17 protein-coding genes, 2 tRNA genes and 1 riboswitch are annotated in these 22086 nt (G+C 41.9%); of the genes, 7 read left to right on the top strand and 12 right to left on the bottom strand.

Features of this window, described 5'->3' with window-relative positions:
• From HUS62_RS18145 to nudE, 4 genes are all read right to left on the bottom strand, one after another.
• A tRNA-Met gene (locus HUS62_RS18145) sits at positions 1 to 73 on the bottom strand.
• A 139-nt stretch (positions 74 to 212) separates the two neighbouring features.
• A tRNA-Met gene (locus tag HUS62_RS18140) sits at positions 213 to 289 on the bottom strand.
• 240 nt (positions 290 to 529) lie between these two features.
• A complete protein-coding gene (gene cysQ / locus HUS62_RS18135) occupies positions 530 to 1327 on the bottom strand; it encodes a 3'(2'),5'-bisphosphate nucleotidase CysQ (protein WP_055021754.1) in 798 nt (265 codons plus the stop codon).
• A complete protein-coding gene (nudE, locus tag HUS62_RS18130) occupies positions 1320 to 1892 on the bottom strand; it encodes an ADP compounds hydrolase NudE (protein ID WP_171040476.1) in 573 nt (190 codons plus the stop codon). Before nudE ends, cysQ begins: the two co-directional genes overlap by 8 nt.
• Before the next feature lie 61 nt (positions 1893 to 1953).
• Here nudE and yrfG point away from each other — a divergent pair, with 61 nt between their 5' ends.
• Positions 1954 to 2610, top strand: coding sequence for a GMP/IMP nucleotidase (gene yrfG, locus HUS62_RS18125; RefSeq protein ID WP_054563941.1), 657 nt, complete (start codon positions 1954 to 1956; stop codon positions 2608 to 2610).
• Here yrfG and HUS62_RS18120 read toward each other — a convergent pair whose 3' ends face one another.
• A complete protein-coding gene (locus HUS62_RS18120; protein ID WP_175080691.1) occupies positions 2611 to 3231 on the bottom strand; it encodes a dUTP diphosphatase in 621 nt (206 codons plus the stop codon).
• 133 nt (positions 3232 to 3364) lie between these two features.
• Between HUS62_RS18120 and HUS62_RS18115 the strand changes: the two genes are divergently transcribed.
• Positions 3365 to 3994: a peroxiredoxin-like family protein gene (locus HUS62_RS18115; protein ID WP_175080690.1), complete on the top strand. Its 630-nt coding sequence runs from the start codon at positions 3365 to 3367 to the stop codon at positions 3992 to 3994.
• 32 nt (positions 3995 to 4026) lie between these two features.
• On the opposite strand, the gene HUS62_RS18110 is transcribed toward HUS62_RS18115, so the two are convergent.
• Both HUS62_RS18110 and HUS62_RS18105 read right to left on the bottom strand, forming a co-directional pair.
• A complete protein-coding gene (locus tag HUS62_RS18110) occupies positions 4027 to 4395 on the bottom strand; it encodes a YacL family protein (protein ID WP_175080689.1) in 369 nt (122 codons plus the stop codon).
• Positions 4396 to 4516: 121 nt separating this feature from the next.
• Positions 4517 to 4741 carry a hypothetical protein gene (locus tag HUS62_RS18105; RefSeq protein ID WP_054554878.1) on the bottom strand — a complete coding sequence of 75 codons (225 nt, stop codon included), beginning with the start codon at positions 4739 to 4741 and terminating at the stop codon, positions 4517 to 4519.
• Between the two features lie 258 nt (positions 4742 to 4999).
• Between HUS62_RS18105 and uvrD the strand changes: the two genes are divergently transcribed.
• The 4 genes from uvrD (at position 5000) to HUS62_RS18085 (ending at position 11215) form a co-directional block, all read left to right on the top strand.
• Positions 5000 to 7165 carry a DNA helicase II gene (uvrD, locus tag HUS62_RS18100; protein WP_054563945.1) on the top strand — a complete coding sequence of 722 codons (2166 nt, stop codon included), beginning with the start codon at positions 5000 to 5002 and terminating at the stop codon, positions 7163 to 7165.
• Positions 7143 to 9212: a tRNA(Met) cytidine acetyltransferase TmcA gene (locus tag HUS62_RS18095; protein WP_175080688.1), complete on the top strand. Its 2070-nt coding sequence runs from the start codon at positions 7143 to 7145 to the stop codon at positions 9210 to 9212. The genes uvrD and HUS62_RS18095 overlap by 23 nt, the downstream gene beginning before the upstream one ends.
• Positions 9175 to 10299 carry an ABC transporter substrate-binding protein gene (locus tag HUS62_RS18090; RefSeq protein ID WP_175080687.1) on the top strand — a complete coding sequence of 375 codons (1125 nt, stop codon included), beginning with the start codon at positions 9175 to 9177 and terminating at the stop codon, positions 10297 to 10299. Before HUS62_RS18095 ends, HUS62_RS18090 begins: the two co-directional genes overlap by 38 nt.
• A 67-nt stretch (positions 10300 to 10366) precedes the next feature.
• Positions 10367 to 11215, top strand: coding sequence for a CZB domain-containing protein (locus HUS62_RS18085; RefSeq protein ID WP_175080686.1), 849 nt, complete (start codon positions 10367 to 10369; stop codon positions 11213 to 11215).
• A 140-nt stretch (positions 11216 to 11355) separates the two neighbouring features.
• On the opposite strand, the gene HUS62_RS18080 is transcribed toward HUS62_RS18085, so the two are convergent.
• The 5 genes from HUS62_RS18080 to HUS62_RS18060 all read right to left on the bottom strand — a co-directional run bounded on the left by HUS62_RS18080 (position 11356) and on the right by HUS62_RS18060 (position 19271).
• Positions 11356 to 11757, bottom strand: coding sequence for a hypothetical protein (locus tag HUS62_RS18080; protein ID WP_095209738.1), 402 nt, complete (start codon positions 11755 to 11757; stop codon positions 11356 to 11358).
• A 66-nt stretch (positions 11758 to 11823) separates the two neighbouring features.
• Complete coding sequence (locus HUS62_RS18075) at positions 11824 to 13902, bottom strand: S9 family peptidase (RefSeq protein WP_175080685.1); 2079 nt, start codon at positions 13900 to 13902, stop codon at positions 11824 to 11826.
• A gap of 153 nt (positions 13903 to 14055) precedes the next feature.
• Positions 14056 to 14625, bottom strand: coding sequence for a hypothetical protein (locus HUS62_RS18070; RefSeq protein ID WP_055020585.1), 570 nt, complete (start codon positions 14623 to 14625; stop codon positions 14056 to 14058).
• 107 nt (positions 14626 to 14732) lie between these two features.
• Positions 14733 to 14816, bottom strand: a riboswitch (cyclic di-GMP riboswitch).
• Between the two features lie 135 nt (positions 14817 to 14951).
• Positions 14952 to 18089 (bottom strand): efflux RND transporter permease subunit, encoded by a 3138-nt coding sequence (locus HUS62_RS18065; RefSeq protein ID WP_175080684.1) that lies wholly within the window; start codon positions 18087 to 18089, stop codon positions 14952 to 14954.
• 9 nt (positions 18090 to 18098) lie between these two features.
• Positions 18099 to 19271 (bottom strand): efflux RND transporter periplasmic adaptor subunit, encoded by a 1173-nt coding sequence (locus HUS62_RS18060; RefSeq protein WP_175080683.1) that lies wholly within the window; start codon positions 19269 to 19271, stop codon positions 18099 to 18101.
• Between the two features lie 265 nt (positions 19272 to 19536).
• Here HUS62_RS18060 and HUS62_RS18055 point away from each other — a divergent pair, with 265 nt between their 5' ends.
• Positions 19537 to 22047 carry a zinc-dependent metalloprotease gene (locus HUS62_RS18055; RefSeq protein WP_175080682.1) on the top strand — a complete coding sequence of 837 codons (2511 nt, stop codon included), beginning with the start codon at positions 19537 to 19539 and terminating at the stop codon, positions 22045 to 22047.
• Positions 22048 to 22086: the final 39 nt, after the last annotated feature.

Raw genomic sequence — 22086 nt, 5'->3', positions numbered from 1 at the left:
TGCGGGAGCCGGATTTGAACCGACGACCTTCGGGTTATGAGCCCGACGAGCTACCAGGCTGCTCCATCCCGCGCCTGAATATTAAGTTTATTTTACTTCCCACTTAATTTAAGAAGTCAGCCAATTCAAAGAATTGGTTGCGGGAGCTGTGAAGGTGAAGAGTGAACCGACGACCTTTATAGTTCCAACATTACACCAATCTTTATAAAGATTGGTTGCGGGAGCCGGATTTGAACCGACGACCTTCGGGTTATGAGCCCGACGAGCTACCAGGCTGCTCCATCCCGCGCCTGTATGTTTAGAGTCCCAGAAGCCGGATTTAAACCGACGACCTTCGACTTCAGGTATTAGCGAGTCCGACGAATGATTTATCATTCTGCTCCATCCCGCGCCTGTAATCTCTGAGTAACATAAGCATGTTATTGCTGCCCTGTTTCAGAGAGAGCGCTATCATATAGCAATAAGATTAGAAATCAAGGGTTATAGTGACAAATTTAACTCAAACGAACAAAAAGCACACAAAACAAAGCTAGAAAGCACGCTGATGAGGACTAATCATTTTTTGCCACTCCCAATCAGGGTGACCCATCACAATAAAGTCAGGGTTTTCTGTGCTTTCTCGTTGATTGTAAGTTAACGGGTTGAATTCGGCATCGGTAATACAGCCACCAGCTTCTTCTACAATCACTTGTGACGCTCCAGTATCCCACTCACCCGTTGGCCCGATACGTAAAAAACAATCAGCTTTACCCTCTGCGATGATACAAGCCTTTAATGAACATGAGCCTAATGCCACCGTCGCAAACTGAGTATTTAAATACTGACTGACCGCTTCAATTTTTTGTCTGCGGCTTACAGCTAAGGTTAAGTTATCGGGTGTTGCTACCGAAATTTGCTGATCTTGGCCATTTTCACGTTTAAATGCGCCATTTTGATAGCTTGCAAAATAAGTCACTTGTTTCGCTGGCCAATGAATAACACCCAGCACAGGGCGATTATTTTCAACTAACGCGATATTAACTGCAAAATCACCGCTTTCGAGAATAAACTCCCCAGTACCATCCATAGGATCAAGCAGCCAATAACGGTGCCAATCTTTTCTGTCTGCCAGCGCCGGAATGGGTGTTTCTTCTGACATAATTGGAATATCAGGGGCTATGGCTTTCAAACCAGCCATTAATACATCGTTCGATGCTAAGTCAGCCTTGGTGACCGGAGTATGATCTGACTTTTGCTCAGCACCAATATCATCCTGCTGATAAATGGCCATAATGGCATCGCCTGCTTGCTCAGCTAACCGAATACACGGTTCTAAAAAATCATTCATTGCCCGCTCCCGACTCTAAGTACTTTGTTAATAATAGCAAAGCTGCGACACTTCGTGCTTCAGTAAAGTCTTCTTGTTGCAATAATGATTGCCAATCACTTATTGGCCATTTTACAACGACAAGCGGTTCAGGCTCATCACCAGGTAAGGTTTCAGGGTAGAGATCTTCAGCATATAAAATATGCATAGTGGCATTAAAGTAACTCGGCGCCATGCTGACTTTTTTAAGTTCAGCGAAATGCTTAGCACCAAAACCAACTTCTTCTTTAAGCTCACGGTCTGCGGCTTGCTGTGGTGTTTCGCCTGGGTCAATCAGGCCCTTTGGAAAACCCAACTGATAATCATTGGTGCCTGCACAATATTCTCGCACTAATAACAGTTCGTTATCGGCCGTTACTGGCACAATCATAACAGCCCCTCTGCCACCGCCACGAATTCTTTCGTATTGCCTTTGCTCATCATTTGAGAACTTCAATTCGAGAGATTCAACAGTAAATAGTCGACTTTTAGCGACAACTTCATTAGACAAAATTTGCGGTGGTGTAGGATGCTTTTTCTGTGTCATTGGCATTAATTTGCTATCATGGCAGTTATGCTCATCATAAATCTTTTAAAGTGAATTGCCTATGTTAAATTGGTCAAAAATCGATACTGTGTTGTTAGATATGGATGGCACCCTACTCGATTTGCATTACGATAATTACTTTTGGCTAACCGTTATTCCCGAGCAATATGCGCGTAAACATAAAATCAGCTTAGACGAAGCAAAAGCTGACATTTTACATCGTTATCAACAAGTTCACGGACAAATTAATTGGTACTGCTTAGATTATTGGCAACAACAACTTGATTTACCAATTATGGCGTTAAAACGCGACATTCAACATTTAATCAGAATTCGTGAAGATGTTCCGCCGTTTTTAACTGAGCTTAGAAAAGCAGGCAAACAATTGATCATGCTTACTAACGCGCACCCAGATTGTGCCATGTTAAAGTTTGAACATACTGCTATCGATAATTACTTAGATGGGGTGATCTCAACTCATCAATATGGCGTGAGTAAAGAGCATCAACCATTATGGCAACAAGTACATCAAGAATGGCAGTTTGATAAGGAACGGACTTTATTTGTGGATGACAGCCCTGCCGTGCTAGATGCAGCAAAAGAGTTTGGTATTGGTCATATACTTGCGGTTGCCAACCCTGATAGTCAGCAACCGCATAAGCAGTTCGATGGCTTTTTATCAACCATCGATTTTCGCGAGCTTATACCCGTTGAATGATTACTTCGGGTAACGCTGCTCTAAGCCTTGGTATACAAGTTTTGCAAAATCTGCATGCTCTGTATCTAGGCTTTTTACCACTTCAACTAAGTGCTCGTTATCTTCTTGGCCATTCCATACCTTGATATAACTACCTTCTTTGTAACCATGATCTTGGCGGAAGAAATTCAAGGTGTTTTTACCAACGTAGCCACGGTATAAATCATCGATATCCATACCGATTTGCGCCATACAACCTGCAAATGCAGCGGCATTAAAACTCTTTTCAGCGACTGCTGACGCGGCTAATAATTCGAGTGTTTGTTTAAAGTCATCGGCTTGAACTGGCGCACTTAACTCAGCTTCAAGTTGCGCAGCTAACTGCTCATAGCTGGTTTCACCATCAATGCGTAAAGATAAACCAAAATGGAAAATATCAACTAACTCTAAAATAACTTGTTCTGTATCTGGGGTTTGTTTCTTCCACCACTTCCAACCGTAGTGATCCAGCATTTCAGCACACTCAACCCAAATTGCACGATACCATTCAAAACCTTGGCTAAACCATTGCTCATGAACTTTGGTATTCATCGCATTTTGCATCTCGAGCATAACAACGAGTTTTTGTAAATTAGCAGACATTCTTTATCCCAACTTGCATTTTTTATTTGCCTATATACTACAGTTAAATTTGAGTTTGATGTAGGTAAAGATGAAATAAATCCCGTAACAATCAGGTCATCTTTGCAGTTGATAAAAATAACCGAGGAAGCCCATGTTTAAATCTCTATTCATTAGTGCACTGTTTGTACTATCAAGCCACGTTATCGCTGCAACTGCAACCAATATTGCCGAATCAGCAGAGCAAGTTAGTCCGTTATTACCTGGCTTAACGGTGCCAAATGTTGAATTGAAAGACCAATACGGTAAAACCGTCTCGCTAGCTGAGCGCTTTAAAGAAAAAACTACCGTGCTGATTGTTTATCGTGGTGGCTGGTGCCCATATTGTTCAAAACAATTGGCCAGCGTGCAAAAAATAGAGAAAGAATTAGCAAGCTTAGACGCGCAACTAATTGCCGTTTCACCAGATAGCCCTGAAAAACTCGCTGAAACAAAAATTACTGCTCCTAGCTATCAATTGCTTTCTGACGACAGCCTTACTTTGGCGCAAATGTTAGGTTTAGCATTTTATTTAGATGACAAAACAGCAAAGATTTACCGTAATAAGCTTGGGGTTAACTTTGTCTCGTTAGAAGGTGAGCCAAAAGTAGCACTGCCAGTACCCGCAGTATTCGTGATAGATACAAATGGGTTAGTTCATTTTCAATACGCCAACCCAAATTACAAAGTACGCTTAACAGAAGATTTATTACTAGCCGCTGTTAAATCAGTGAGTGAGCAATAAATTAGCAACCGATAAGCAGAACATGTGTCTGCTTATCGGCTTTGTGTAAATTCTTGCCAAGATTCAATTAAATCGACAAAGTCTTCAAAACCACAACCGCTGCACAAGCCCTCTTCTTCAAGCATTAAATCATCATCTTGATAAGCAACTAAATCTTCGTTGTCTTGATGTAATGCATGTGCTTCGAACAGCGCTTCGTCTTTACTTAAGATCAAATCAATTTCTTGACCTTGTAAGGTTAAAGACTCATGACTGCTTTTAACAGCAGAGATCAACGCTTGCACCATCGCAATTTTTTCTTTTCCGACTTCTTCGTTTAGCCAACGGCCTATGATGGCGTGTTCAGAGGAAATTTTAATGCGTAAGCCGCTAATAGGGTCGCGGATAAATTGATATTCCATGGAGGGTACTCTTAATACATTATCTGCTAATTATACCGTTTGCAGCTAAACGTAGCGAGTTTTGTCATCTTAAAACAACTCGAGCGCCTAAGTGGCGCTCGAGTTTGTGCTAATTAAATAGCTAGAGTCGCGATTTGAAGCGCGCAGCATCAATAATCGCCCATAGGTATACGATTGGCAGTAGAATAAAACCAACTGCCACATAAATTAGTGCACCACTAATAACCCATGCTAAAAAGAATGCAATAGCCGCCATTAAACGACCTTGTACCAATTGTCCTAAACCAGGAAAAAAGATATTACATATTGCTGCGATTACATTACCGCCAGAACCTTGCTCTGCCATACTAACCTCTGTAGTTTTTAATGATTATACTTTTTATAATCACACTTTATGCCAACTTATTATGACTTACAAATCAAAGTGTTAAAAAGTAGCGTTATTTTAATTTTAGTTCTTTTTGCTAAAAATCGGTCAAATTCACAATTTTCATTTACAATTTTAATAACTTGCCAAAATAGCTGTTTATAAAAACAGTATTTTATTTAGCCTTGCATAAACACCTGTTATACTCCACCCATTATAGATTGAAAAGGCGTAACGATGGACGTTTCTGAATTACTCGATGGCTTAAATGATAAACAACGGGATGCAGTCGCAGCCCCATTGCAAAATATGCTGGTACTTGCAGGTGCAGGTTCTGGTAAAACTCGAGTACTTGTTCATCGCATCGCATGGCTCATGCAAGTTGAGCAAGCTTCTGCATACAGCATCTTTGCGGTAACCTTCACTAACAAAGCCGCGAAAGAAATGCGTACCCGTGTAGAAGAAACGTTAAAAGCACCGGTTGGTGGTATGTGGATTGGTACCTTCCACGGCTTATCTCATCGGATTTTACGCGCCCATCACCGTGAAGCGAACTTGCCTGAAAGCTTTCAAATCTTAGATTCTGACGATCAACAACGTATGATCAAACGCTTACTCAAAGCGATGAACATCGATGATAAAAAATGGCCAGCAAAACAATTTGGTTGGTATATCAGCGCGAAAAAAGATGAAGGTCTACGTCCTAAAGACATTCAAGCCTACGATATTAATGAGCAAATGATGCTGAAAGTCTATGCTGCATATCAAGAGGCTTGTGACCGTGCAGGTTTAGTCGACTTTGCAGAAATACTGCTGCGCTGCTACGAAGTACTTAAGAATCACCCTACTCTTTTACGTCACTATCAACAGCGTTTTGCCCACATGCTGGTAGACGAGTTCCAGGATACCAATACAATCCAGTACGCTTGGTTAAAATTACTCGCAGGTAACACCAACAGTATTATGATCGTAGGTGATGATGACCAAAGTATCTATGGCTGGCGTGGCGCAAAAATTGAGAATATCAAACGCTTCTTAACTGACTTCGAAGCCGAAACCATTCGCCTTGAACAAAACTACCGTTCAACGGCAACAATATTAAAAGCGTCAAATGCGCTGATCAAAAACAATGCTGAACGCATGGGCAAAAGCCTGTGGACAGACGGCAATGATGGTGAGCCTATTTCTGTTTACGCTGCGTTTAATGAATTAGATGAAGCGCGCTTTGTTAGCAGCAAATTACGTAGCTGGCTAAATGCAGGTAATGCATTACAAGACGCAGCCATTTTATACCGTAACAATGCGCAATCTCGTGTACTCGAGGAAGCAATGCTACAAGAAGGCTTAAAATACCGTATTTACGGCGGTATGCGCTTCTTCGAACGTCAAGAGATCAAAGATGCGCTTTCATATTTACGTTTAGTGGGTAACCGTCAAGATGATGCTGCTTTCGAGCGCGTTATTAACACCCCAGCCCGCGGCATTGGTGATAAAACGCTAAGCCATATCCGTGATTGCGCGCGCAATGAATCATTGCCACTTTGGTATGCCGCAAAGGCTATTGTAGAGCAGCAGCATCTATCTGGCCGTGCAGCAAGTGCCGTCACTAAATTCTTAGAACTTGTTGAGCATATCGAAGATAAAATCAGCGATCTCACCTTAGAAGAGCAAGCGAAATACGCCATTCAAACCTCAGGGTTAATGGCAATGTATCAAGCTGAAAAAGGTGAAAAAGGCCGTGCCCGCGTAGAAAACTTAGAAGAGCTTATCAGTGCTTGTGGTCAATACGAACTCCCTGAAGATGAAGAGTTCAGCTCACCACTACAGGGATTTTTGGCTTATACCTCACTAGAGTCTGGCGAAGGTCAAGCTGACGAGCACGAAGACGCGGTGCAAATGATGACACTGCACTCAGCAAAAGGCCTAGAATTCCCACTGGTATTTATGGTTGGTGTTGAAGAGGGCATGTTTCCATCGCAACAAAGTAATGAAGAGTCTGGCCGTTTAGAAGAAGAACGCCGCCTCTGCTATGTTGGTATGACTCGCGCGATGGAAAAACTATACATTAGCCACGCAGAAAGTCGCCGTTTATACGGCCAAGAAAAATACCACAGCCCATCACGCTTTTTACGTGAAATGCCAGAAGACTGTATCGAAGAAATTCGTATTAAAACACAGGTTTCAAGACCACCCGCGGCAGGTCGCTTTAGTCCATCAGTAACACATGCCGCATTTGAAGATAGCGGCTTTAACTTAGGACAACGCGTATTACACGCCAAGTTCGGCGCAGGAACCGTACTCAATTACGAAGGTAGCGGCGCACAGTCACGTATTCAAGTGAACTTTGATGACCTAGGCAGCAAATGGCTTGTAACACAGTATGCAAGACTTCAAGCCTTATAATGAGTATTTAACAGCACTGTGTAATGAGCTGGTGATCGCAAAGCATCGCCAGCTTGTCATTGTGCAAGGCAGCGAAACTTGGTGCTATCAGTTTGCAAACCAATTAGCGCTTAAAAATACCTATGTTTTCAGTAGCAACTCATTATTAGCAAATAGTGAGTTTCCAAAACATGCTCACCAAATTCTTGGTCAAGAGTTTCATCACGCAATTTTTGATGGTTTTAGCGGCTTATATGCCGATAAACTAGCCGCGCTTGCAGGTACCGTAAAAGCAGGTGGTGTACTGATACTGTTGCTGCCCGATGACGATAAGTGGCAAGACCCTGCACTCACTAGTATTACCTCTTATGGCGAAGAAATTAAACACAGCTTTTTTAATCAGCGTTTATTCTCCAAGCTAAAGTTGCAGCCACATTATTTTACTGAACACTCGCTCCCTGCTTACCAATCAGTATCGCCAGCAACTGCTGAGATAAATTATCAGCAACAACAAGCATGTGTTGAGCAAATTATTAAAACCGCAACAGGGCGCGCTAATCGTCCTTTTGTGATCAGTGCAGACCGAGGTCGTGGTAAGTCAGCTGCTTTAGGGATTGCAGCAGCAAGTCTTCAAGATAAAAGAATCCTTATTTGTGCCACCCAAGCCAAAGCCGTACAAACAAGTTTTAAGCATTTAGCCACTGAGCTTGGTGTTAGCAAAGAGCAAAACTGTAAACAACTAGCTAACCTTAGCTATATTGCGCCAGATATACTGCTACATGAAAAGCCAGACTGCGATCTGTTATTTGTCGACGAAGCTGCGGCGATTCCGGTTCCTATGCTATTAGAGATACTAAAAAGTTATCCACGAATCGTATTTGCGAGCACTATGGTTGGTTATGAAGGGAATGGGCGTGGTTACACGTTGCGCTTTTTACATTACTTACGTAGCCAATATAAATCGCTAAAGACTATTACTTTGGATGAGCCAATTCGTTTTGCTAAACATGACCCTCTCGAAAATAGCCTACGCGAACTATTACTTCTCGATGCAAAGTACCTAGATACGCAGAGTGGTAAGTCTTACCAATTTGAAAACATAAGCAAAGAGCAACTTGTTGATGATGAGCAGCTACTTAGCCAAGTTATGGCGCTACTGGCGTTGGCTCATTACCAAACCACGGTAAACGACTTACGCCAATTGCTTGATGCCCCAGAGTTACAGCTATCGATCTGCAAACAAGAAAATGCATTAAAAGCCGTTTGCTTAATCGCTATTGAGGGTGGCTTAGCACCAGAAATCGCAGAGCAAGTAATAAAAGGAAAGCGCAGGCCTCATGGTCATTTAATGGCGCAAACTCTGACTCAATTGAGCGGAAATACAGAAGACTTGTGTAAACGCTCAGCGAGAGTTGTGAGAATAGCTGTTGCACCTGAATGTCATCAACAAGGTATTGGCTCAGCCCTGTTAAACTACTGCGAAAGCCAATTAAATAATTGCAGTTATTTTGGTGCCAGTTTTGGCGCCAATGCAGCGTTAGTTAAGTTTTGGCAAAGTAATGGCTTTAATATTGTTAAGCTTGGATTTAGTCATGACAAAGCAACGGCTGAACATGCTGCTTTAGTGATTAAAGCGTTAGGTAAGCAAAGCACAGATAGCGCAGCACTCTTAATAGAGGAATTTAAACAAGACCTGTCTTTGCAACTCCTTGGTCATTTTAGCTCACTTCCTTGGCAGCTTATTGCAGAACTATTCAAAGGCTTACCAAAAAGTTCCTTATCTTCTGCCTTAAATACAAGAGCTGAGCGACTGTTAACCGGTGACATTAACCTCTTCCAAGTACAGCCATTGCTATGGAAAATGATTTGGAGCACACCAATTAGTCTAAATTTATTAGATGAACATACAAAATTCATCCTTATTCGACTAGTATTACAGCAAACCCCTGTAAATAGCTTGATCGAAGAAGCCGGTTTTACAGGTAAAAAAGACTTAGACTCACAGTTCAAAACCGCAGTGCAAGGTTGGTATGCTCACTATAAATCACTTCAAAATAACAGCCATTAAGTGTTTATGTTTTTATGCCTTGCTACTATCTCAGTTAGCTTTAGCTGAACACGAACAACCTACCATTAAACTCGGGATGTCGACGGCACTGACTGGACCTGCTAAGCAAATAGGTGAACAGCTAGCGCTTGGCAGTAATATTTACTTTAACAAAATCAACAAAGAAAACGGTATTAATGGCCAAAGTATCGATCTGATCTTAGCTGATGATGGCTATGAGCCAAAAAATACCGTAGTGAATACCCGCGAGTTTTTATTTGATCAAAAGATCCATGCGATTTTTGGCTCTATGGGCACGCCAACAGCTCATGCAATTAAGCCCCTGCTAGATAGACACCGTATTCCATTTCTCATGCCATTTACAGGCGCTGACTTTTTACATAACAGCTCAATGCCGAATGTATTTAATCTTCGTGCGAGCTACCAAGATGAAGCCATAGAGCAAATTAACTACCTAGTTAAAGAGCGTAAGCATGAAAAAATTGGCTTAATGATCCAAGCCGATGAGTTTGGTTATATGGTAGAGAGCAATCTCGTTAACGCCCTAAAAATACATGGTATTAAACCTGTAGAAGTCGCACGGTTTAAGCGCAATAGTGATGATATTTCAAAAGCTTTAGCGCTTCTAAAAGAAAGTAATGCAACCGCAATTTGTTTAGTCGGCACCTACAAGCCTCTCGCTGAATTTGTTAACGCTGCAAACAAACAAAGCTTCAACCCAGACTATACTTCGGTGTCTTTCGTATCGAGTCATGATTTATATCAGCGAATTAAGCAGCCCGCCAACATTATGGTCACTGAAGTGGTACCTGACCCAAATAACTGTAAAAACCCTTGGTGTAAGCAATTTATTGAAGATATAGAGCCTTATCACACTAGTGCGAATAGAATTATATTTGAAGGTTATTTGAATGCTGTTGCACTTGTTAGCGCTGCCCAAAAATGCCCAACACCACTAAACAATCAATGCCTACTGACCGAGCTAAATCGACTCTTTACTGATACATCAGATTTCGCTGATCTATTTAACACTCACACTTCTGGAAATAACAAAAAAATCTACCGCTCATATTTTAAAAGTAATTAGGTTAAACTACGACTAAATTACAATAATGTTCTATGCTATAGAGACTTAACAAGGCTTTGAGGGAAATATGGATCTGATTAATTTTCGAGTTGGCCAAAAGACCATTTCACTAAAAATTCTCGATATTCTTCTAACTGAGCGTTACGAAGGAAATTTAACGTCGTTGCCAAATGAAAATAAAAGCTTCATTGGGGTTAAAGATTATATGGAAACCCCAACGCCTATCTTTGATTTAGGAATTGTATTAAACAATCACTCAACCAAAGAGACCAATACCGAATTATCCGACCTTTTAGTCGAAAGAGAGAAAGACCATTTAGATTGGCTAGATGCTCTAGAAAATAGCCTAGTAACAGGTGCGCCTTTTACAAAAGCCACAGATCCAGACAAATGTGCTTTCGGTCGTTGGTATAACAACTTCGAAACCGATAACGAAGATTTACAAAGTATCTTAGCCAAGTTTGATAAGCCACACCGTGAATTACATGCTATGGCCGGTGAGTTATTAGAATTGCAAAAAAGCCAACCTCACGACAAGGTGATTAGCCTATTTGCAGAGAAAAAGCGCCAAACATTCAACCAGCTTATTAGATTGTTTGAATCGGCACGTGAGCAGATCATTCTTGATTACAAGCCAATCATCATCTTCACCACAAAAGACGGCGTAACGCCTCATATAGGCCTTCTAGTCGACAAAGTAGAAGACAACATCAACGTAAAGAAAGAAGACATCAAGCCGTTAGACCAACTTACCTCGGTTGGTTTTGATGTTGATCCGCAAACTAAAAACATGATGCGCGGACTAATTAAAATGAATCATAAACACAGCTTATTATTAGACCCAAGTGCCATCTTCCGCCCAGAGCACCTTATGCGCCACGAAGCAGAAGAAACCGAAGAGTATGGGCTTTTTTAGTTGCTAGTTAGCTAGAGCATGGGCTAGGTAGTTTAGACAGTAAACCTATTCAAGGATATCCATCAAGATTGCAGCAGCAACAGTTTGAACAACGTTATGAATTGATAAAGCGCACGAACACTGAATTTCGGGTGGTCTCCTTACTTTAACCACTTTCTTAAATTATCGTACTCGGGTCTTGCTTGAAAAAAGCTTTCAGCATCTGGGTGAAAATTAATATCCATTTCTACACCTGACCAAACTGTCTCTAATAAATTGCGAGCAATGATATTCGCTTTAATATAATCAACGCGTTTGTAACCCCGCGCTTTTACAGCCTGAAAGTAAGCCTTTGCAATCTCAATACTATCTGCAGTTGCTAATTCAAATTGTTCCAAATTAACCACAGCATACTGAATTGAATTTTCAGGGTACTTCATGATTTCTTGACCGACTTCAATACTAAATGAAGCAACGGCTTCTTTATTAAAGCTGCCACTAACTTCCACATAAATCACTGGCGGCTCAACAAAATAACGCCAATCACCATGGGCTTTAAACATGCTCACCCCTTTGAAATACAACTTAAGTTTACGCTTATAAAATTTATTTACTTATTTATCTAAGCCTTAATTCGGTAATAAAGCAATAAAAAACGCCATTTCTAATGCCTTTTCCTCAAGGCTTTTAAAGCGACCCGATGCGCCGCCATGGCCTGCATCCATGTCGGTTTTAAACACCAAAATGTTGTCATCGGTTTTAAGTTCACGCAGCTTAGCAACCCATTTCATTGGCTCCCAGTATTGCACTTGAGAGTCGTGGAACCCGGTGGTAACAAGAATATTAGGGTAAGCCTGCGACTTGATATTATCGTACGGCGAGTACGCCTGAATCACATCATAAAACGCAGGATCATTTGGGTTACCCCATTCGTCATATTCATTGGTCGTCAGTGGAATACTCTCATCAAGCATAGTGGTTAGCACATCTAAAAATGGTACATGACAACCAATACCTAAATAAAGCTCAGGTGCTTGGTTAACCACAGCGCCCATTAATAAGCCACCAGCACTGCCACCAGACGCAAATACTTTTTCTGGGTGTGCATAGCCTTGCTCTGTAAGCGCATGAGTAACATCAATAAAATCGCTAAAGCTATTTTGCTTATTTTGCTTTTTACCTTGCTCATACCAATGACGACCTAGCATTTCGCCGCCACGAATATGTGCAATCGCATAAACAAAGCCTCGGTCAAGCAAGCTTAGTGAGCTACTTGAAAAGCTAGGATCGATGGTAATACCGTACGCGCCATAGCCATATTGCAACAGCGGGTTAGTACCATCTTTATTAAATTTATCAATACGATAAACCAAAGAAACCGGCACTTGCTCACCATCTCTTGCGGTAACCATTAAGCGTTCTGAGCGATAATGCTCTGGGTTAAAATCCCCGAGCACTTGCTGTTGTTTTAATAAGATTTTGTTACCTGTTTTTAAATCAACATCATACAAAGAACCTGGCGTCGTTAAGCTTGAATAGTAAATACGCGCAGAGCTCACATTCGGCTCAGGGTTCATGGCAATAGCAGCATAATAGCAAGGGTCATCAAACTCTAAAGTAAGACGCTCTGCTTGCTGATCCACTACCACAAAACGTGTTTGGCCAAGCTCTCGTTCAGTGAGGATAAGGTAGTCATTGAAAATTTCGACCCCTTCTAGCAACACGTTCTCGCGATGCGGTGTATGCTCCTGCCAAAGACTTTTATCGGCAATGGTGCTTTGCGTCGCGGTCATTAAACGAAAGTTTTTCGCTTGCCAGTTGGTAACAATGTAAAAGGTATCACCTAGCTTATCGACATCAAACTCATGGCCTTCTTCGCGTGGCATTAAGGCGCTAAATTCACCCCCAGGGTTATTGGCATCAAGCACCCAAGTATCGTTTGTTTCTGTGGTCGCAAGGTCAATAATAATAAGGCTTTCATCGCGGCTTTTGCCAAGCCCCATAAAGAAGCTTTTATCTTGCTCTTCATAAACAAGTACGTCATCGGCTTGCGGGGTGCCTAAAACATGGCGGTAAACCTGAAAACCCAATAAGGTTTGCAGGTCTTTTTTCACATAAAACACCGTTTTGTTATCATTAGCCCACACCACTTGACCTTCGGTGTATTCCAGCACATCACTAAACATCTCACCACTGGCGATATTTTTAAAACGCACGGTATAAATACGGCGACCTTCGGTGTCTTCAGAGTAAGCAAGTAACTGCTCATCAGGGCTAATAGCCACTTCGCCTAATTCATAAAATTCGTAATCGCCGGCTAATTGATTTACATCTAACAACAAGGTCTTATCGCGCGCTTCTATTGAGCTGCTGCGATAATGGCGTGCATATTCATCATCACCACGTACTTCTGAGTGATACCAATATTGGCCATCTTTCACGGGTACCGTGTTGTCGTCTTTAACAATACGGTCTTTTAGCTCATTAAATAGCTGTTCGCGCAGTGGTTTTATGTCGGCAAGTTGTTTATCGCAATAATCGTTTTCGGCATTTAAGTGCGCTAATACATCCTCATTTTCGCGCTCATCATCACGCATCCAATAATAGTTATCGGTGCGAGTCTGTTGGTGAGTAGTTAATTGCTGAGGCTGTTTTTTTGCAACAGGAGGATGCGCTAATAAAGACAAAGAATACGAATTTGACGACACAAGAAAAAACCAAAATAAAAAACGAATTGCTAGCAGTTTATCACAGAATTATACCAATCAGCTTAATTAAGTATTATTGCGGGTTGGTATTAAAAAAGCCCACTCAAATTGAGTGGGCTAAGCAATGCTAAAATAGCATTTAGGGGGAAACTATTAATGCGATACTTGCTGCCAAGCCATAGCCCAGCTTTTTCCTACACCTGGCTCAAACAGCGGGTTGTGTGAATCTTTAACACGACAAAACTCGCTAAATGGCCACGGTTTGCACATATAAATATGGCCCGTTTTTGGCTGCAGTACTTTAACACCTGCACTGTAATCGCTGCATGCTTGTGGGTAGACATAGTCATAATCTTGCAGACTATCTTGCACTCGCTCTTTACATTTTGCGATGCAATTAAACGCCACTTTTACATGCGTAATGCCCGAGCCTTCAAGGGCATAAATTTGGTTTGAACGGTACGCAACCACTAAACCTTGTTCAGTCATTTTGCCCGCTTTTACCAGCGGAACATGCACGTTTATATGCTCGGCAACAGAACGTGGCCAATTATGAGGCTCACCCTGATCGGAACTACTGATCGGGTATTCGAATGATAAATCGACTAGCTCTCCTTGCATGTCATAAAAGGTTACAATCACCCTATCTCCAACAAACAGTTGGGTATGATGATTTAAGCAACCAATCGGCAACCACTTCCCGGAGGCCATTGACGTATGCATAAACAAAATATCACCCTAAGAACAACTAATTGGCATTATCTAACAACCGAACAAAATAAATACTTTTAGTTTGAGGCAAGTGAACCAAAGCACTAGATTATGTGCTTATCAGCGGTCCCGCTATCATAGTTTAAAACCTTAGACCGGAAACTTTGCGTCCTAACCTTTCAGTTAGTTTGCCAAAAACAAGACTGAGTATAATCGTGACCGAATCACAAATCAAACAAAAGAATGTAACCAAACGTCTTATATAGCAAATAGTTACTAGCAAATGTGTTAGGTACAAAAAAGCCAACCTCTTGGCTGGCTTTTTCGCAAATGGGCTGTTAATCCCTTGCTAGCTTTCTTCTGGTCGCGACTCGGTGCCCTGCACGGAATACATTCAAGAAGCCATTACCCACATCACTCATTACAATATACAAACAAGGTACTAGTACTAAAGTGATTAGAGTTGCAAACATAACCGCAAAACCAAGTGCAACCGCCATTGGAATTACAAATTTAGCTTGCAAGCTGGTTTCGAACATAATCGGTAGTACACCAGCAAAGGTTGTAATTGATGTCAGGGTGATTGCTCTAAAGCGCGCACAACCTGCTTCAATAACTGCGTCGCGAGTTGAAATACCTTCGCGGCGTGCTTGGTTTACAAAGTCGGTCATAACTAACGAGTCATTAATTACAACACCCGCTGCAGCAATCAAGCCAAAGCCCGACATCAAGCTAATATCTAGACCAAACCAGAAGTGACCCCAAATTGCACCGGTTAAGCTAAATGGAATAACCGACATAACAATTAGAGGCTGCGAATAGCTCTTAAGCGGCACTGCAAGCAAGATATACACTAAAATCATACCGCCGATGAAGAACATGATTTGCTCATTAGCTTGCGCTTGTTGCTCTTCAATAGAACCACCTAGCTCAGTTTTAACTGATGGGTATTCCTCTTTTAACTGAGGTAATAAGTTCTCGTCCACTTGCTTAACCACTTCACCCGGTTCAATCGCTTCTTCATCGATACTGCCGTAGATATACACAGTACGATAGCCACCTTCACGGCGAATATAGCTAATACCTGGTTTTTCGTTCAGTTCAACAACATCACCCAGCATCACCTCTTGGCCTGCAGGCGTTGTGATAACAGCGTGCTTTAATGATGCAAACGCTTCACGTGTTAGTTTCGGGTAACGAACCATAACACGCACTTCTTCACCGCGACGAATAACACGCTGAGCTTCACCACCGTAGAAGCTTGCGCCTACTTGGTTAGCAATGTTGGCAAGGTCTAAACCTAGATCATATGCCACAGGTTTTAAGCTTAATTGCACCTCTTTGCTCGCCGGATCGATAGTCGAACTAATATCAAATAAGCCTTTTTGCTGTTGTAGTAGTTGGATAAAACGACGACCTGCCTCATTTAAGGTATCGATATCTGGGCCGTAAAGTAAGTAACCAAACTCACCATCCATACCACCGCCATTTACATCATCGTAAATTTGCAGCGATTTCACACCTGGGATACTTGGCATTTGCTCACGCCAACGACGAGATAATTCGAATGCGTTATACGGGCGAAGCTCTTCATCTACCAGCGGAGCAAGTAATTGTGCTTCAGTACGACCTTGGTTGAACACTAAGATATCGCGAATTAACTTTTGGCCAAATTCTCGTTCTGTCTCTTGGTCTACCTTGTTAACCATGGCTTCGATTTCACGAATAGCATTAATCGTTTGCATATCCGAGGCATTTTCATTCATTTCTAAACGAATTTGCGGAAAGTCATGAGGTACTTTTGGTGTTGGTACCACACGCACTTGATTTGATGAAATTAAGCCAAACGTCAAAATCAATAAACCGATAAACGCAAATAGCACAAACCAACGCCACTCCACACACAGCTCAATAAAACGCTTATATGGGCCATTTACAAAGTTAAAGAAACGTTTGTTAAAACGCGCTCGCCAACTATTTTGATTAATTGGCGGGAACTTAGTATGGGCAATGTGTGCCGGTAAAATAAGTTTCGATTCAATCAAACTGAATATCAGACACAGAATAACCACCACGGCGATACCGAAGAAAAATGCACTCTCTGGGCCACTTGATAGAGTAAATGGTGCAAATACAGCAATCGTTGTTAAAACACCAAATGTTGCTGGGGTAGCAACGCGTTTTGCGCCATTTACGACATTTACAACACCACCGCCTTTTTTCTCAATTTCGGTGTAGGCACTTTCCCCTATGACGATGGCATCATCGACCACGATCCCGAGTACCATAATAAAGGCAAATAACGACACGATATTAATACTGATACCAAATAATGGCATCATCATCATTGCACCTAAGAAACACACAGGTAAACCAATCATTACCCAAAGTGCCAACTTAAAGCGCAAGAAGATAGACAACATAATGGCAACCAAGATAGCCCCTTGGAATAAATTGCTTTTCATCATGTCTAAACGGGCATTTAGGTAGTAAGTCATGTCCATTAATGGCTCAAGACGCAGGCCCGCCGGTAGCTCTTTATTCTTTTGCTCAATGAACGCTTTAACTGAATCAGCAACCGGGATCATGTTTTGTTCTTTGGTTGCTTTTACTGATAAATAAACGGCATTTTCACCATTAAATTTAAAGTAGCGCTCACCTTCTGTGAATTGGTCTTTAATCACAGCGATGTCGTTTAGCAGCACTTTCGCGCCATTAGCACCAATTTTTACTGGGATCTGGCGGAACTCATCACCGCTGTAGTATTGATTTTCAACACGTACCGAGATAATACCTGCGTCAGTACGTAGTTGACCTGCCGAGATATTCGCAGAGTAACGACGTACTGCACTTGCCACCTCACTTAAAGTAAGGTTGTATTGACGTAGTGAATCAGGGTCAATTTCAATTGCAATTTCATCAAGTGGTACATCGTTTTGCACCAGTGACACATTGGATAATTGCAGTAATTCATCTTCAATTTTATTTGCAACTGGCTTTAACTCAGTAAGTGGAATATCACCTACTAGCGTCATACCAATCACATCTTGGCGAAACTCAACCTGACTAATCGTCACCGGCTCCATTCCCGCAGGGAAAGTCGCAATACTGTCTACCCGTAGCTTCACTTTATCGAGTACATCAGTAAGTTCTGCATCAGTGTTGATCTCTAAACTTGCACGGCCACTATTTCGAAATGAGCGATATACACCACGTTTAATCTCGGTTACATCTTTTAGTGACTCTTCAATTTTAATCAGAATACTTTCTTCGATTTCCTGTGGTGAGGCCCCCGGATAATTGGCTTGTACTTCAATATAGTTAATTTCAACATTTGGGAACATCTGGCGCTGAATAGTGAAATAACTAATGATCCCCATGATGATGATAAACACCATCATTAAGTTAGCAGCGACCGAGTTATTGGCAAAATAAGCTATAAGGCCAGACTGTTTTTCTGTGTTTGTATCAGTCATAGTGCTACCTTAAAGCGTTTCAACCGCTGCAGTTTCTGCATCGCTTGTCATTTCTTTCATTCCAGCAACCTTCACTTCCATACCCTCTTGCGGGTACTCAGGCAGCGTCAGAACCAACTGGTCATTCACTTCAAGGCCATCACTAATGTAGAAGTACTCACCTTCTTCACGCACTACGGTTACTTTACGTGGTTCAAGTTTATTCTCGTCGTTCACAATCCACACCGTTTGGTTATTCACTAAAGACTGTGGTAAACGGTAGATGTTTTGTAGTGTTGCACCGGCAAAGCTCACTTGTACGTAAGCACCAAATTTAATAGGTTGTACGTCGTGCTTTAAGCCGTATGGGTCATCAACACGAACAACTAAATTGCTCATACGCGTCGCGTTGTCAACAACGCCTAGGTCACGGTCAATTTCGGCTTCACGAGTAAAGCTGTTTAAGCCTTTATTGATAATGGTCGCCTTTACGCCTTTTAAGCGTTTTGGCAAAAATACACTATCGAAACCAGCAATTGGTACAATGATTTCCGCACTTTCAATATTATTAATTTCAGCAACTTGGCTGCCTACATTAATGTATTGGCCGACACCAATTTCACGGCTGATCACCAGCGCATCGTAAGGTGCTTTTACCTCACAGCGAGCAAGGTCACGTTCGGCACGTTTTAATGCCGCTTGCGCTGATTTAACAGCAGCTTGCGCACTTAAAACTTGAGGTTTACGTAGGAATAAGTCGGTGCGCTCACGTTCTGGGTAACGTCTTGCTTCATCCTCTGCCACTTTAGCTTGTGCTTGCTCTTCGATCAGTGCCGCTTGAGCACTAGCAAGTGACGCTTCAGCTTGTAGTACAGCTGCTTCGTAGTTGTCTTTTTCGATGGTAAATAACACTTCACCGCGAGCTACGATGCCACCCGCAACAAAGTTTGGGTGCCAGCTTGTAACTTCACCAGCCACTTGCGAGGCAAGTAAAGTACTTTCAAGCGGTTTCACTTCACCGTAACTGTTAATAATCACTTGATGATCATCACTTGCTACCGGCTCAACCTGTACTAAAGGACGCACATCAACTACATCCTTGTCTTTAGGCTCTTGAGCAATCGCGTTGATTGCCTTAAAACCAGCAACACCAACGATTAATGCAACAAACGGTAATATCCATTTTAATAAACTTGTGCGCATAACTTACACCTATAAAATTTTCACTGGCCCTATCATACCAAAGCTGACAGAAACATTAATGTGACATTTGTAAGGAACTGTTACAAAAACAGATAAATTGGCAACACAAAAACCAAAACTTATCTAAGAACAATTTGTTACAAACAAAAGCCACCTAATATCAAAAACTTACAAAACCACCTTCACACTTATTAACAAACAGCCTTTTATCAAGAGGTTAATTCATTAAACTTGATTGAGAAATAATAAAAGGAACGAGTAAACAATGAAAATAACAAACATTGCGCTGGCACTAAGCTTAGCGTTTGCCATGAATGGCCACGCCGCCGAAACAAAAAAAGAAGAAAAGAAGCCAAAAACACTGGCTGAAATGATCAAAGATAAAAGCGAGTTTGCCGGTGTTTTCAGCATTTACCAAGATGCGAAAACCGGCGATAACTTAATGGTTATCGACCAATCTCAACTTGATACACCATTTGTGTACTTTGCTCACACCGTTGATGGTGTTACTGACGCAGGCCACTTCAGAGGGGCATACCGCGAGACAAAACTAATTGAGTTTCGTAAATACTTTGACCGCATTGATATTATTAGCAAAACACCGCGCTATAAATTTGATGAAAACTCAGCCCTAGCACGCTCTGCCGATGCCAACATCAGCGAAGCTGTCCTTGCGAGTATTAAAATCGAAAAAGAAGAAGACGGTAAAATTGCTTTTAAAGTTGATAAGCTCTTTTTAAGTGAAGCACTGCATAAAGTGTCACCTTGGGCGAATCCTAAAGATAAAAATGCCAGCAAACGTTTTAAACTTGGTAAGTTAAACGACAAAAAATCGCGTATTGTTAAACAGCGCCCTTACCCAAATAACCTAGATGTTGTAGTGGATTACGTATTTTCTAATGCTAACCCAACAGTACGAGGTTCAAAAGCCGTAAGCGATCCTCGTAACGTTTCAATTAAAGTACAGCATTCATTTGTCGCGCTACCGAAAAATGATTATCAAGCTCGCCAAGATGACGCGCGTATTGGTTATTTCACTAACGAATTCGACAATATGACATCAGCGGATTGGGCACCTTATGAAGATGTCATCAAGCGCTGGGACTTACAAAAGAAAGACCCATCAGCTGCACTTTCAGAGCCAGTTAAACCGATTACTTGGTGGATTGAAAATACCACACCGGTTGAGTGGCGAGACACCATTCGTGATGCCGTGCTCGCGTGGAATAGCTCATTTGAAAAAGCGGGCTTTAAAAATGCCATCGAAGTAAAAGTACAACCTGATGACGCCGATTGGGATGCGGGCGATATTAACTACAACGTGTTGCGTTGGACTGCATCACCACGCCCTTCATTTGGCGGTTATGGTCCTGCCCTTGCGAACCCATTAACCGGTGAAATATTAGGCTCTGACATCATGTTAGAGTACGTTTTCATGAAAAACCGTTGGATGTACGACACCTTATACACTCAAGGTGCAGCCACGCTTGAAACTAGCCAAAGCAGCACAGATTTACATTGCTCACTGGGCCACAGCATTCAAGAAAACATGCTACTTGCTAAAGGCTTAGGCACAGGTGCGAGCATTGAAGACAAAGAGATTTTACGCCAAGGCTTAACTCAGCTAGTTTTACACGAAGTGGGCCATACCCTAGGTCTTAACCACAATATGAAATCATCTATTTTGTGGGATGAAAAAGAAGTTCACGATAAGAGTAAAACGCAAGGTATCGTAACGGGCTCAGTTATGGACTATGCACCAGCAAACATTGCCCCTATTGGCATGCAACAAGGTGATATCTTCCAAACAAAACCTGGCCCATACGATGATTGGGCGATTGAGTACGGCTACAGCCAAGCATTAGCAGATAAAGCCGCTGAGCAGCAGCGCCTTGAAAAAATTCTCGCTCGCTCATCTGAGCATGCTTTAGCTTTTGGTAATGATGCTGATGATATGCGTGCCCCAGGCCGCCATATCGACCCACGTGTAATGATTGGTGATATGTCATCTAACCCTGCCGCATATGCTGATGATCGTATGGAACTTATCAATAAGCTGTTTACCGAACTTAAAGACAATGCCACGGTTAATGGTGAGTCATACCAACAGCTGGTTACCTCAGCGAACATTTTATTTAGAAGCTACAGAACACAAGCAGGCGTGGTATCTCGTCAAATTGGTGGTGTTTATGTAGAACGTAATGTGGTGGGCGATGACAAAAATGGTGCACCATTTACGCCAGTGCCACTTGAGCGCCAGCAACATGCAATGCAAGTGTTAGCCGACAAAGTATTCTCGCCAAATGTGCTTGCTAGCATGCAGCCACTGTATAACTACCTGCTACAGCAGCGTCGTGGTTTTAATCATTATGGTAAGAACGAAGACCCTAAACCACATGGCATGATTTTAGGCATGCAAAAGCTGGTACTTGCTCAGTTGTTGCACCCAGCAGTTATGCTGCGTATTTCAGACAGCGCAATGTATGGCAACGAGTATTCACTTAACCAATTTATGAATGACTTAACAGCAAGCATTTTTGTAGACAGCAAAAAAGCAAATACCCTAAGTCACAATCTACAAGTTGAATATGTGAATCAGCTAATCGCGATTGCTGGTTTAGGCAAAGCGAGCAAGCACGATAACCTAGCCAAAGCTGCCGCGCTTTATCAGTTAAATCAAATTGCTGATATGAGCGTACCATGGGGTGCAGACACCGCAGCTAAAGCCCATAAGCAATATATCGATCGCTTAATTAGTAAAGCGCTTGAAGCATAAGTAAAACAACACAAAAAAGCTGCCACTTGGCATAATGCC

Origin of the sequence: Pseudoalteromonas sp. 0303 (assembly GCF_013349995.1) — a bacterium.
Lineage (GTDB): Bacteria > Pseudomonadota > Gammaproteobacteria > Enterobacterales > Alteromonadaceae > Pseudoalteromonas.
This window is presented reverse-complemented; position numbering and strand designations above follow the sequence as displayed.

Bases quoted from the DNA above. Each gene is read 5' to 3' on its own strand.
- HUS62_RS18055 (WP_175080682.1), top strand. From the start codon at position 19,537: ATGAAAATAACAAACATTGCGCTGGCACTAAGCTTAGCGTTTGCCATG.
- HUS62_RS18065 (WP_175080684.1), bottom strand. From the start codon at position 18,089: ATGACTGATACAAACACAGAAAAACAGTCTGGCCTTATAGCTTATTTT.
- cysQ (WP_055021754.1), bottom strand. From the start codon at position 1,327: ATGAATGATTTTTTAGAACCGTGTATTCGGTTAGCTGAGCAAGCAGGC.
- HUS62_RS18080 (WP_095209738.1), bottom strand. From the start codon at position 11,757: ATGTTTAAAGCCCATGGTGATTGGCGTTATTTTGTTGAGCCGCCAGTG.
- yrfG (WP_054563941.1), top strand. From the start codon at position 1,954: ATGTTAAATTGGTCAAAAATCGATACTGTGTTGTTAGATATGGATGGC.
- HUS62_RS18090 (WP_175080687.1), top strand. From the start codon at position 9,175: ATGCTCACTATAAATCACTTCAAAATAACAGCCATTAAGTGTTTATGT.
- uvrD (WP_054563945.1), top strand. From the start codon at position 5,000: ATGGACGTTTCTGAATTACTCGATGGCTTAAATGATAAACAACGGGAT.
- HUS62_RS18115 (WP_175080690.1), top strand. From the start codon at position 3,365: ATGTTTAAATCTCTATTCATTAGTGCACTGTTTGTACTATCAAGCCAC.
- HUS62_RS18105 (WP_054554878.1), bottom strand. From the start codon at position 4,741: ATGGCAGAGCAAGGTTCTGGCGGTAATGTAATCGCAGCAATATGTAAT.
- nudE (WP_171040476.1), bottom strand. From the start codon at position 1,892: ATGACACAGAAAAAGCATCCTACACCACCGCAAATTTTGTCTAATGAA.
- HUS62_RS18060 (WP_175080683.1), bottom strand. From the start codon at position 19,271: ATGCGCACAAGTTTATTAAAATGGATATTACCGTTTGTTGCATTAATC.
- HUS62_RS18070 (WP_055020585.1), bottom strand. From the start codon at position 14,625: ATGCATACGTCAATGGCCTCCGGGAAGTGGTTGCCGATTGGTTGCTTA.
- HUS62_RS18085 (WP_175080686.1), top strand. From the start codon at position 10,367: ATGGATCTGATTAATTTTCGAGTTGGCCAAAAGACCATTTCACTAAAA.
- HUS62_RS18120 (WP_175080691.1), bottom strand. From the start codon at position 3,231: ATGTCTGCTAATTTACAAAAACTCGTTGTTATGCTCGAGATGCAAAAT.
- HUS62_RS18095 (WP_175080688.1), top strand. From the start codon at position 7,143: ATGCAAGACTTCAAGCCTTATAATGAGTATTTAACAGCACTGTGTAAT.
- HUS62_RS18110 (WP_175080689.1), bottom strand. From the start codon at position 4,395: ATGGAATATCAATTTATCCGCGACCCTATTAGCGGCTTACGCATTAAA.